This is a genomic window from Mesorhizobium sp. WSM1497, from assembly GCF_001672455.2.
In the GTDB taxonomy this organism is placed as follows: Bacteria; Pseudomonadota; Alphaproteobacteria; order Rhizobiales; family Rhizobiaceae; genus Mesorhizobium; species Mesorhizobium ciceri.
In genome coordinates this window covers 1,232,458-1,244,896 of the sequence record NZ_CP021070.1, presented here as the reverse complement: position 1 = coordinate 1,244,896, position 12,439 = coordinate 1,232,458, and the positions used below count along the sequence as shown (strand labels likewise).

General features: G+C 63.7%; 8 protein-coding genes and 1 pseudogene. 5 read left to right on the top strand and 4 right to left on the bottom strand.

Annotated features, from left to right (window positions below; all coding sequences use genetic code 11):
* Positions 1 to 45 precede the first annotated feature (45 nt).
* Positions 46 to 702: a fructose-6-phosphate aldolase gene (gene fsa, locus A9K65_RS06065; RefSeq protein WP_013529031.1), complete on the top strand. Its 657-nt coding sequence runs from the start codon at positions 46 to 48 to the stop codon at positions 700 to 702.
* Between the two features lie 88 nt (positions 703 to 790).
* On the opposite strand, the pseudogene A9K65_RS36460 reads toward fsa, so the two are convergent.
* From A9K65_RS36460 to leuS, 3 genes and pseudogenes are all read right to left on the bottom strand, one after another.
* Positions 791 to 3,471 (bottom strand): annotated as a pseudogene (locus A9K65_RS36460) (DNA translocase FtsK).
* Positions 3,472 to 3,772: 301 nt separating this feature from the next.
* Positions 3,773 to 4,351, bottom strand: coding sequence for an LPS assembly lipoprotein LptE (lptE, locus tag A9K65_RS06055; protein WP_013529029.1), 579 nt, complete (start codon positions 4,349 to 4,351; stop codon positions 3,773 to 3,775).
* Entirely contained in the window at positions 4,338 to 6,962 is a 2,625-nt protein-coding gene (leuS, locus tag A9K65_RS06050; RefSeq protein WP_064995945.1) for a leucine--tRNA ligase, read from the bottom strand. The genes lptE and leuS overlap by 14 nt, the downstream gene beginning before the upstream one ends.
* A 155-nt stretch (positions 6,963 to 7,117) precedes the next feature.
* Here leuS and A9K65_RS06045 point away from each other — a divergent pair, with 155 nt between their 5' ends.
* Both A9K65_RS06045 and A9K65_RS06040 read left to right on the top strand, forming a co-directional pair.
* Entirely contained in the window at positions 7,118 to 7,780 is a 663-nt protein-coding gene (locus tag A9K65_RS06045; RefSeq protein WP_063173292.1) for a YggS family pyridoxal phosphate-dependent enzyme, read from the top strand.
* 110 nt (positions 7,781 to 7,890) lie between these two features.
* Positions 7,891 to 8,940: an aldo/keto reductase gene (locus A9K65_RS06040; protein ID WP_064995946.1), complete on the top strand. Its 1,050-nt coding sequence runs from the start codon at positions 7,891 to 7,893 to the stop codon at positions 8,938 to 8,940.
* A gap of 44 nt (positions 8,941 to 8,984) precedes the next feature.
* Here the strand turns inward: A9K65_RS06040 and A9K65_RS06035 are convergent, their stop codons facing one another.
* Entirely contained in the window at positions 8,985 to 9,893 is a 909-nt protein-coding gene (locus A9K65_RS06035) for a LysR substrate-binding domain-containing protein (protein WP_064995947.1), read from the bottom strand.
* Between the two features lie 119 nt (positions 9,894 to 10,012).
* Here A9K65_RS06035 and A9K65_RS06030 point away from each other — a divergent pair, with 119 nt between their 5' ends.
* Positions 10,013 to 11,194: an MFS transporter gene (locus tag A9K65_RS06030; protein ID WP_064995948.1), complete on the top strand. Its 1,182-nt coding sequence runs from the start codon at positions 10,013 to 10,015 to the stop codon at positions 11,192 to 11,194.
* 51 nt (positions 11,195 to 11,245) lie between these two features.
* Positions 11,246 to 12,280 carry an aldo/keto reductase gene (locus A9K65_RS06025; RefSeq protein WP_064995949.1) on the top strand — a complete coding sequence of 345 codons (1,035 nt, stop codon included), beginning with the start codon at positions 11,246 to 11,248 and terminating at the stop codon, positions 12,278 to 12,280.
* Positions 12,281 to 12,439 lie beyond the last annotated feature (159 nt).

Here is a 12,439-nt window from a genome sequence, read left to right as displayed (position 1 = left end):
CCAAATGTGCATGACATGCACATGAAAATCTTCAGGAGACCCGCCATGAAATTTTTTGTCGACACCGCCGACGTCAAGGATATCCGTGAGCTGAACGATCTGGGGCTGCTCGACGGCGTCACCACCAATCCGTCGCTGATCCTCAAATCCGGCGGCAAGATCGCCGAGGTCACCAAACAGATTTGCGACATCGTCAAGGGTCCGGTCTCGGCTGAAGTCACCGCCACCGAATATTCCGAGATGATGCAGCAGGCCAAGGTTCTGGCCAAGATCGCCGACAATGTCTGCATCAAGGTGCCGCTGACGCTGGACGGCCTCAAGGCCTGCAAGACGATCCGCACCGAGATGAACCGCCTGGTCAACGTCACCCTGTGCTTTTCGGCCAACCAGGCGCTGCTTGCGGCCAAGGCCGGCGCCTCGTTCATCTCGCCCTTCGTCGGCCGCATCGACGACATCGGCATCGACGGCATGGAGCTGATCCAGGAAATCCGGCAGATCTATGATAATTACGATTTCCAGACCGAGATCCTCGTCGCCTCGGTGCGCACCGTGAACCACGTCAAGCAGGCGGCACTGATCGGCGCCGACGTCGTGACCGCGCCGCCGGCGACCCTGAAGGCCCTGGTCAACCATCCGCTGACCGACAAGGGCCTCGCCGCCTTCCTCGCCGACTGGGCCAAGACCGGCCAGAAGATCGGCTGACGATGGTGATCGGCTGAAGCCAATTCGTTTGTGATGAAAAAGGCCGGGCAACCGGCCTTTTTCATGTGCGCTCCAAGCAGACTGCCGCTCAAGCCGCCCCGTCATCCTCGGGCGGGCTCGCCGGCTGGCGCCGGCCCATGATGATTTCGCGTTTGCCGACATGGTTGGGTGTGCCGACCAAGCCTTCCTTTTCCATACGCTCGACCAGCGACGCGGCGCGGTTGTAGCCTATGCCGAGACGGCGCTGTATGTAGGAGGTCGAGCACTTCTTGTCGCGCACCACCACCTTGACCGCCTCGTCGTAGATGGCATCGCTGTCTTCGGCTGCAACGGATCCCTTGTCGAAGACCGCGCCCTGGTCCTCGTCGATTTCTTCCTCATCCTCGTCGGCGGTCACGGTTTCCAGATATTCGGGGCGGCCCTGTGCCTTCAGATGCGCGACCACATGCTCGACCTCCGCGTCGGAGACAAAGGGACCGTGCACGCGGGAAATGCGTCCCCCACCCATCATGTGCAGCATGTCGCCCTGGCCAAGCAGCTGCTCGGCGCCCTGCTCGCCCAGGATGGTGCGGCTGTCGATCTTGGATGTCACCTGGAAGGAAATCCGGGTTGGGAAATTGGCCTTGATCGTACCCGTGATGACGTCGACCGAGGGGCGCTGCGTTGCCATGATCAGGTGAATACCGGCAGCGCGTGCCATCTGCGCCAGACGTTGGATCGCGCCTTCGATCTCCTTGCCGGCGACCATCATCAGGTCGGCCATCTCGTCGACGATGACGACGATGTAGGGCATCGGCGCGAGGTCGATTCCTGCTGTTCGAAAAGCGGCTCGCCGGTGCCCTTTTCGAAGCCGGTCTGCACCGTCATGACCACGGTTTCGCCCTTGTCGCGGGCAGCGGCGGCGCGCTCGTTGTAGCCATCGATGTTGCGCACGCCGAGCCTGGCCATCTTGCGATACCGGTCCTCCATCTCGCGCACCGCCCATTTCAGCGCGGTGACGGCTTTTTTGGGATCGGTGACGACGGGCGTCAGCAGATGCGGAATGCCGTCATAGACGGACAGCTCGAGCATCTTGGGATCGACCATGATCAGCCGGCATTCTTCCGGCTTCAGCCGATAGAGCAACGACAGGATCATGGTGTTTATGGCAACCGACTTGCCGGAGCCGGTGGTTCCTGCAACGAGCAAATGCGGCATCTTCGCCAGCTCGGCAATGACAGGCTCGCCGCCGATCGTCTTGCCGAGACACAGCGCCAGCTTGCAGCTCGTCTTGCGGAAGCCCTCCGATTCGATCAGCTCCCGGAAATAGACGGTTTCGCGCATCTCGTTCGGGAGCTCGATGCCGATGACGTTGCGGCCGGGCACGACGGCGACGCGCGCCGAAATCGCCGACATGGAGCGGGCGATATCGTCGGCAAGCCCGATGACGCGAGAAGATTTGACGCCCGGCGCCGGTTCGAACTCATAGAGCGTGACGACCGGGCCGGGACGAACATGAATGATCTCGCCACGCACGCCGAAGTCTTCGAGCACGCTTTCCAGCAGATCCGCGTTCTGCTCGAGCCGCTCCTGCGACATGTAGAAACCTTGTCCCTCCGGTGGCTGCTGCAACAGCTCTTCCGAGGGAAGCTCGTAGGGATCGCCCGCGGTTGACAGCACCACCTTTCCAGCCCCAGGCAAGCGTGCAGAGCGGGCGCCAACGGCCTTGGCAGGGACGTTCGCATTTGGCGCGGCCGGCGCGGAAACGGCGACGCTTTTGGCGGCTGGAATTGCGACAGGCTGGACCGGCGACGGCGCATTGCTCGCCGGCACGTCAGGTTGGGCGACGGCCTGGTTCGAATTGGCCGGCCAAACATCCGGCAACGGCTTCAAGGCCTGGCCCGGCAGGCAGTCGATGACACGAAACAAGGCGGTGGCATCGGTCCCTGTCGTCGGACGGATGTCGATCGGCATAGTGGTGACTGGCGCTGCGGCGAGCGGCGCAGGCGACGCTGAACCGGTTTGCCGGGCCGGCGGCGAAACGTCGACCAGATAGGGTGCCATAGCCTCGAAGAAGGCATGATCCGAAAGATATGGCCAGCGCAGCCTTTCGGTTTTGATCGGGGCGCCCGGAGCAACGGACGCACGCGCGGATGCCCGTCCCGTTGCGACCGTCCTCGGCGGCACCGGCGCAACGGCTGGCACCCTCTCCCTGGCGCGCACGGGCGGGACAAAAGCAGCAGCCGGCGGCAGTGGCCCTTGCGTGGCGTGCCCGGTCTGCGGCTGGGAGGCAGGGCTTTTCACCGACGCCGGCAATGCCAGGAGCGAGGGCGCGGAGGACGCCCTGCCGACCATGGGTTGCGCAACGGCTTGCTGTGCCGGGCGCGTCGCGCCGTGTTCGACGACACGCTCGTGCTGCGGATGATGCTTCCTGGCCTCATAATCCGGCGTGCGTGTAAAACGCACGTTGGGTGCAAGGAAGAAATATTCCTGCCAGGCAGGGCTCTCGATATCGCCGATTTTCGAAGGCGTGTCGTCCGAGCCACTCCGCGGCTCCATATAGGGCCGCTTGTTGCCGCCGAGATCGACCATAGGCGCGGAATAGCCGGCCTGGCGTGTGGCGGGCTGCCGACCGTCCGGCTCCTTGCGAGCCATACGATCAAGGGCGCCTGCGGCGGAAGAACTTCGCTGATCACCCCTGTCGCCGATGCTCTCGAAGCGCTTCCCCTCGGGATCATCAGGCGGTGCGGCCGTCGACAAATTGACCCGGGAAAAACGCTTGGCTTCCATTCTCAAGACTCACTGTGAAATGTCTGCCGAGCAATAGGGAGCGAGTGGTTAACAGTTGCTTCCCGGATGGGTCGCCTACGATCCTGAGCGCCAAAATCTTCGCGAGCGACGCGGCACGATCGTCGCCTCGCCGCACCCACCGCGGTGGCGCGATCTACTCGCTGTGCCATAGCAGGCCGATGGGTCTCTTCGGCCAATCTCTGTTCAGAATCTGGCTCTGTTCGGGAATCTGGTCATGATCCCACGATCATCCCGTCATGCCTGGGGCGCCAGACCGTTTTCGTGAAGCAGATGAGGTGCGCTAGCCGGTCTTGCCGTGCCGGACAAGGTCCTGGGCAATGGACAGCTGCAGCGCTTCCGCCAACTCTCGCGCCGCGCGATTCTCGGCGTCGATCTGCGCCCGGTATGCGGCGAATTCCTGACGCGGCCTGTCGAAGGACGAGGTGATCGAACGCTTGCCGGATGCGATCACCACGCCGGTCTTCGCATCGGCCAGCGTATAGCTGCCGGTCAGCGTCACGGAACCGGCGGTCGGCTCGTCTTCGTCGGTTCCGACCTGCACAAGTGCCGCGGACTCGACCGCTTCGGTCACGCCGAGATTGAGCGAATAGGCCGGCGAGGCCGGCTCGCCGGCGCCTCGTCCAAACCCGAAAATGAGATTGTTGCGCACCTGTTGGCCGTAACGCGTATTGACCGGCTTGATGCCGATCAACGCCAGTTCGGCACTGGCACTGGCCTGCGAACCCGACAGTGGCGCGCTCGAATAGAGCGGCCGCACCGTGCAGGCCGAGACAAGCGCGAGCGAACCTATCAGGCCGGCAAGCGCCATGCGGCGCAGCAAATGGCTCAACTCTGTCTTTTCCCGATCAGGCAACGACATTGACGATCCTCTGCGGCACGATGATCACCTTGCGCGGAGCCTTCCCTTCGAGTGCTTTCTGCACGAAGTCGAGAGCCAATACCGCTTTTTCGACCGCACCTTGGTCCGCGTCGCGGGCAATTGTCAAATCCCCCCGCTTCTTGCCGTTGACCTGTACCGGATAGGTGACTTCGTTGTCGACGACCAGCGCCGGATCGAAGACCGGCCAGGGCCGTTCGGCAACGAGATCGGTGCCGCCGAGCGTTGCCCAGCACTCCTCGGCCAGATGCGGCATGACCGGCGCGATCAGATGCACGAGAATCTCCACCGCCTGCCGGCAGGCGCCTTTCAGCGTTGCATCGGCCTTGCCTTCGGCCACCTCGTTAAGCGGCGTGGTCAGCACGTTGGCCAGTTCGTAGATGCGGGCGATGGCGCGGTTGAAAGCGAGCTTCTCGATATCCTCTCCGACCGCCTTGAGGATCTTGTGCGCGGCCTTGGAAACCACCGCGGCCTCGCCGCTGCTGGCCGCCACGGGCTTGATGCCGGCCAGTGTTTCGGCCGCCGTCGACACCAGGCGCCAGATGCGCTGGATGAAGCGATGCGCGCCGGCGGCGCCATCGTCGGTCCACTCGACATCGCGCTCGGGAGGCGAATCCGACAGCATGAACCAGCGCGCCGTATCGGCGCCGTAGCCATCGGTGATGTCTTCCGGGCTCACCGTGTTCTTCTTCGACTTCGACATCTTTTCCAGCGGGCCGATGGAGACGGTCTCGCCGGTGGCGATCTCGATGGCGCTGCGCTTGCCGTCGACGTCCTCCAGCCGAACTTCGGTGGGCGCCAGCCAGCGGCCGTTCGATGCCGAGCCAACGCGATAGGTTTCGTGCACCACCATGCCTTGCGTGAACAGGCCCTTGAACGGCTCGGCCAGATCGACATGGCCGGCCTCCCGCATGGCGCGGGTGAAGAAGCGCGAATAGAGCAGATGCAGGATCGCGTGCTCGATGCCGCCAATATACTGGTCGACCGGCAGCCATTCGTTGGCCGCCTTGGGATCGGTCGGTTCATGTGCCCACGGCGCGGTGAAGCGGGCAAAATACCACGACGAATCGACGAACGTGTCCATCGTGTCGGTTTCGCGCCGCGCATCCCTGCCGCATTGCGGACATTTCACATGCCGCCATGTCGGATGACGGTCGAGCGGATTGCCCGGGCGGTCGAAATCGACATCGTCGGGCAGCTTCACCGGCAGGTCCGCCTTCGGCACCGGCACCACGCCGCAAGCCTCGCAATGGATCATCGGGATAGGGCAGCCCCAGTAGCGCTGGCGCGAAATGCCCCAGTCGCGCAGGCGGAAATTCACCTTGCGCTCGGCCATCGGCCGGTTGCCGATCGTCTTTTGCTCCAGCAGTTTGGCGACTTCGTCGAAAGCCTGATCCGGCTTCATGCCGTTGAGAAAGCGCGAATTGATCATCACGCCCTCATCGACATAGGCTTCATCGATGATCTGGAACGTCGCCGGATTCTCGCCTTCCGGCATCACCACCGGAATCACCGGCAGGCCGTATTTGTTGGCGAAGTCGAGGTCGCGCTGGTCGCCGGACGGGCAGCCGAAAATGGCGCCGGTGCCGTATTCCATCAAAACGAAATTGGCGACATAGACAGGCAGCGTCCAGTTGTCGTCAAACGGATGGACGACGCGGAGGCCGGTGTCAAAACCCTTCTTCTCAGCTGTCTCCAGCGCCGCGACCGAGGTGCCCATATGGCTGATATCCTCGATGAACTTCGCCAGCGCCGGATTGTGCGCAGCGGCCTTCTTGGCCAACGGATGATCGGCGGCGACAGCCATGAAGGAAGCGCCGAAGATGGTGTCGGGCCTTGTCGTATAGACTTCCAGCTCATGCTCGCCATCGGAGGCGTCGGCCAGAGGCCAACGGATCAGCAGGCCTTCCGAGCGGCCGATCCAGTTCTGCTGCATCAGCTTCACTTTTTCCGGCCATTCGTCGAGGCCTTCGAGCGAATCCAGCAGATCCTGGGCGAAATCGGTGATCCTGAAGAACCACTGCGTCAGTTCGCGCTGTTCGACCAGCGCGCCCGAGCGCCAGCCGCGCCCGTCGATGACCTGCTCGTTGGCAAGCACCGTCATGTCCTCCGGATCCCAGTTGACCTTGGAGGATTTGCGCGTCACCAGCCCCTTCTCGACAAAGTCGAGGAACAGCATCTGCTGGCGGTGGTAGTAATCGACGTCGCAGGTGGCGAATTCGCGCGCCCAGTCCAGCGACAGCCCCATGACCTTGAGCTGCTCGCGCATGGTGGCGATGTTCTGGTAGGTCCACTCCTTGGGGTGGACCTTGTTCTGCATCGCCGCGTTTTCGGCCGGCATGCCGAAGGCGTCCCAGCCCATCGGGTGCAGCACGTTGAAGCCCTTGGCCCGCTTGTAGCGCGCCACCACGTCGCCCATCGTGTAATTGCGGGTATGACCGATATGGATGCGCCCCGACGGATAGGGGAACATCTCCAGCACGTAGTATTTCGGGCGCGGATCGTCATTGTGCGCTTCGAACAGCTTCTTGGCGTCCCAGGCCTTCTGCCATTTGGGCTCTGACGCGCGCGGATTGTATCGTTCGGTTGCCATGGGACGTTTTTCACTTAAAAGCATGCGCGAACTGCGGGCGATGGCTCGGCAGTTCAGGGAATGTGGTCCGGGTGTTCACCATGGTTTGGCAAACCCGTCAACCATATGGGTACCGCGTCTGACAAAAACGCCGGTCAAAACAGCAGGATTTGCATATGGGTGACGCCGTTCAGCAATTTTTCGCGGTCAAGGCGAAGATCGCCGCCGCCGAACGCGAGGCCGGCCGCGAAGCCGGCGCCGTGACCCTGGTCGCGGTCTCAAAGACCTTTGATGCCGCCGACATCGGCCCGGTCATCGAAGCCGGCCAGCGCGTCTTCGGCGAGAACCGGGTGCAGGAGGCGCAAGCCAAATGGCCTGATCTGAAGGACGCATTTCCCGACATCGAACTGCATCTGATCGGCCCGCTGCAATCCAACAAGGCTAGGGAAGCGGTAGCACTGTTCGACGTCATCGAGACGGTCGATCGCGAGAAGATCGCCGCCGAACTCGCCAAGGAGATCGCCAAACAGGGCCGCGCGCCAAAACTCTATGTCCAGGTCAACACCGGCTCCGAGCCGCAGAAGGCCGGCATCGAGCCCCGCGACGCCGTGGCCTTCGTCGCCCGCTGCCGCGAGGTGCATGGCCTCGCCATCGAAGGCCTGATGTGCATCCCGCCGGCCGATGAGAACCCCGGTCCCCACTTCGCGCTGCTGGAGAAGCTTAGCAAGGAAGCCGACGTCGCCAAACTCTCGATGGGCATGTCCGGCGACTACGAAACGGCGATCGCCTTCGGCGCCACCAGCGTGCGGGTGGGCTCGGCGATCTTCGGCACTCGCTGAGACGCAACGGCCTTTGGGCCAATCCGACAGGCTCGTTGCTCCAGGACTGGAAACGAAACGTACCGTTCCTATTTGCTTTGCGTCATCACAAACTCTCTGGAGCCGCCACCATGCGCTACAACCAGCTTGGAAATACGGGGATGTTCGTCTCCGAACTGTGCCTCGGCACCATGACCTTCGGCGCCGCCGGTCAGAATGCCCAATGGGGCCTGATCGCCAGCCTCGACCAGAAGGGCGTCAACGAGATCGTTGCCCATTCGCTTGCCGCCGGCGTCAATTTCTTCGATACGGCCGACGTCTACTCCTTTGGCGAATCCGAACGGTTGCTCGGCCAGTCGCTCAGGGATCTCAAGGTCAACAGGCAGAATGTGGTCATCGCCACCAAGGCGCATGGCGCCATGGGTGAAGGCCCCAACCAGCGCGGCTCGTCACGCGGCCACATCATGGATTCGGTCGATGCCAGCTTGGAGCGGTTGCAACTCGACCATATCGATCTCTATCAGTTGCACGGCACCGACACCGTGACGCCGATCGACGAAACGCTGCGGGCGCTCGACGATCTCGTTGCCAGCGGCAAGGTCCGCTATGTCGGGGTCTCGAACTGGGCGGCATGGCGCATCGCCAAGGCGCTTGGCATCGCCGAGCGCAAGGGCTTTGCCCGTTTCGAGACCGTGCAGTCCTACTATTCGATCGCCGGCCGCGATCTCGAGCGCGAGATCGTGCCGCTGCTCAATGAGGAGAAGCTCGGCCTGATGGTGTGGTCGCCGATGGCCGGTGGCCTGCTCTCCGGCAAATATGGTCCCGGCGCACCCGGCAATGGCGAAGGCCGCCGCGCGTCCTTCAACTTCCCGCCGGTCAATGAGGACCGCGCCTGGGCGGCCGTTGCCGTCATGCGCGACATCGCAAAAAAACATGATGTGAGCGTCGCCACGGTGGCGCTCGGCTATGTCCTGGCCAAGCCCTTCGTGATGAGCATCATCATCGGCGCCAGCCGCATGGACCAGCTTGAACAGAACCTCGCAGCGACTGAAGTGAAGCTCGACACCGTCGATCTCGCCCGCCTCGACGAGGTCAGCGCGCTGCCGTCCGAATATCCAGGCTGGATGCTGGAGCGTCAGGCAGCGGGCCGCCGCCCGGCGGCGTTCACGCCGAAAACATAAATACAGCCCACGCTGACATCTCGGGAGCCGTGGCTCCGGAGATGTCAGGTCAGCCGGACGCTCTCGCCCAGAAAATCGAGAAAGGCGCGCACTCGCGCCGGCAGATGCCGGCCCTGACCGACATAGACGGCGTGGGTCGGCTCCTCGTCACCCGGATTGAATGCCTCCAACAGCGGCACCAGTCTGCCGGCCGCTATGTCTTCCGCCACATGCCAGCGCGCCAGCCGGGCGATGCCCACGCCCGCCAGTGCCATGAGCCGCATCGCCTCACCATCGCTGACCAGCGTGTTGCCGGTGATCGGAATCATGATGGCGCGGCCTTCCGCGTCGAGGAACGGCCAGCCATCGAGGTGCCTGACGAAGCCGAAGCCCATGCGGTTGTGCCTGTCGAGATCGGCTGGCGTCAGCGGTATGCCGTGCGTATCGAGGTAAGAAGGTGCTGCAACAACGACCACCGGGCTTTGCCCGAGCTTGCGCGCCACCAGCCGTGACCCACTCAATGGCCCGGCACGGATGGCAACATCGGCGCGCTCCGCCATCAGGTCGACGACGCTGTCGGTCAGCACCAGATCGACCGAAATCTCGGGGTAGCGTTCCAGGAACCGAGGCAGAAGCGGGACCAGCCGATGCACCCCGAAGGGCACGTAGCTGTTAATGCGCACACGTCCGCGCGGTGAAGCACCCGCCGCTGCCTCCTGCTCGGCTGCCGCCATGTCGGCGAGGATGCGCAGGCCGCTCTCGTAAAATGCTGTGCCTTCCGGCGTCAGTTGCAGCTTTCGCGTCGAGCGGCTGACCAGCCGCGCGCCAAGCCGGGCCTCCAGCCGCGCGATCAGCTTGCTCACCGCCGACGGCGTCATGCGCAACGCGCGTGCCGCGGAGGAGAAACTGCCTTCCTCGACGACGCGCACGAACACTTCGATCTCGCCGGAGCGATTGATGTCGGGCCTGGCCATTTATGAATCTATTTCACAGAAAATATGCCCAAGGCAAGTCTGGTTCACAATGCAGGGAAGCACGATCTCAGGGGTCGGGGCGCGGGACGGCGCTCTTCGCATCGAAGTGGAAAACCGCCATGCCTCTTGCTCTCTACGCCCTCGCCGCCGGTGCCTTCGGCATCGGCATCACCGAATTCGTCATTATGGGTTTGCTGCTCGATGTCAGCAAGGATCTCGGCGTTTCGATCTCGGCTGCCGGCCAGCTCATTTCGGGCTATGCGCTTGGCGTCGTCATCGGCGCGCCGTTGCTGACCATCGCCACCGGCAACTGGCCGCGCAAGACCGTGCTTCTGGCGCTGATGGCGATCTTCACGCTCGGCAATCTCGCCTGCGCGCTGGCGCCCGACTACTGGACGCTGATGGGCGCCCGCATCATCACCGCCTTTGCCCACGGCACCTTCTTCGGCGTCGGCTCGGTGGTCGCCACCGGCTTGGTCGCGCCCAACAGACAAGCCTCGGCGATCGCGCTGATGTTCACCGGCCTGACCATCGCCAACATCCTCGGCGTGCCCTTCGGCACCTGGCTCGGCCAGGCCTTTGGCTGGCGCGCGACCTTCTGGGCCGTGACAGTGGTCGGTGTGGCCGCCTTCGCCGTCATCCTGGCTCTGGTGCCACGCAGCCGGACGGCGCCCGAAAAGAGCGACCTGCGCGCCGATCTCGCCGTTTTGCGCCGCACCCCCGTCCTGCTCGGCCTCGCCACCACCGTGCTCGGCTATGCCGGCGTCTTCGCCGTCTTCACTTATATCGCTCCGTTGCTGACCGAGATAAGCGGCTTCAAGGAAGCAGCCGTGTCGCCGATCCTGCTCGTCTTCGGCGGCGGTCTCATCGCCGGCAATTTGCTTGGCGGCAAGGTCGCCGACCGCTGGCTTGTGCCGGCCGTGCTGGGCAGCCTCGTGGTGCTGGCCCTGGTGCTCGCAACGATGACCTTCGCCATCCACAGCCAGGTGATGGCCGTCATCTATGTCGGCCTGCTCGGTGCCGCCGCCTTTGCTACCGTGGCGCCGCTGCAGATGTGGGTGCTGGACAAGGCGCAAGGTGCCGGCCAGAGCCTCGCCTCGTCCTTCAACATCGCCGCTTTCAATCTCGGCAACGCCGCAGGCGCCTGGCTTGGCGGCGCGGTGATTGCCCAAGGGCTTGGCCTGGGTGCCCTGACCTGGGTCGCCGCCTTGCTGCCGCTCACGGCGCTCGGCGTGGCCGGACTGGCGCTGCGTCTCGATCGTACCCCGGCGCTCGGCGCACCTGCCTCCATCTGCTCGTGACTACCCTCGGCAAACCCTTCCGACACCCTTCATACCACCAGGAGTAAAAAGATGGATTATCGACGTCTCGGTGCATCGGGCTTGAAAGTGCCCGCACTCTCATTCGGCGCGGGAACCTTTGGCGGTTCCGGCCCGCTGTTCGGCGCCTGGGGCAGCAGCGACGCCAGGGAAGCGCGGCGGCTGATCGACATCTGCCTGGAGGCTGGTGTCAATTTGTTCGACACGGCCGACGTCTATTCGAACGGCGCTTCTGAACAGGTGCTTGGCGACGCGATAAAAGGCCGCCGCGATGCCGTGCTGATCTCGACCAAGACCGCGCTGCCGATGGGCGATGGGCCGGGCGATTACGGCTCGTCACGTTCGCGGCTGATCAGATCCGTGGATGATGCGCTGAGGCGCCTCGGCACCGACTACATCGACCTTTTGCAGCTACACGCCTTCGATGCCGGCACGCCGATCGAGGAGGTGCTGTCGACGCTGGACAACCTGATCCGTGCCGGCAAGCTGCGCTATGTCGGCGTCTCCAACTTCTCCGGATGGCAAGTGATGAAGTCGTTGGCGCAAGCCGACAGCCAAGGCTATCCGCGCTATGTCGCCCATCAGGTCTACTATTCGCTGGTCGGCCGCGACTATGAGTGGGAGCTGATGCCGCTCGGCCTCGACCAGGGTGTCGGTGCATTGGTGTGGAGCCCGCTTGGCTGGGGCCGCCTGACCGGCAAGATCCGCCGTGGCCAGCTCCTGCCGGAACAGAGCCGGCTGCACGACACGGCAAGCTTCGGTCCGCCGGTCGAGGACGAGCATCTCTATCGAGTGATGGATGCCCTCGATGTCGTGGCCGAGGAAACCGGCAAGACCGTGCCGCAGATCGCCATCAACTGGCTGCTGCAGCGCCCGACCGTATCGTCGGTCATCATCGGCGCCCGCAACGAGGAGCAGTTGCGCCAGAACCTCGGTGCCGTCGGCTGGACCTTGACGCCGGAGCAGATAAGGCAGCTCGACGCGGCAAGCGAAGTCACCGCGCCCTACCCGTACTTCCCGTATCGGCGGCAGGAAGGCTTTGCCCGGTTGAACCCGCCGGTGGTTTGAGCGCATCGGGCCGTCATGGCGCAAGGTTCGCGGCCAGCGCCCCCCTCTGGCCTGCCGGCCATCTCCCCCTCAAGGGGGGAGATCGGATGTCGCGGCGACTTTCGCCAATCGCAGGCGTAACAAGGGCGGCGTTGTCGGTGGAGCTGCCAATCTGCCCAC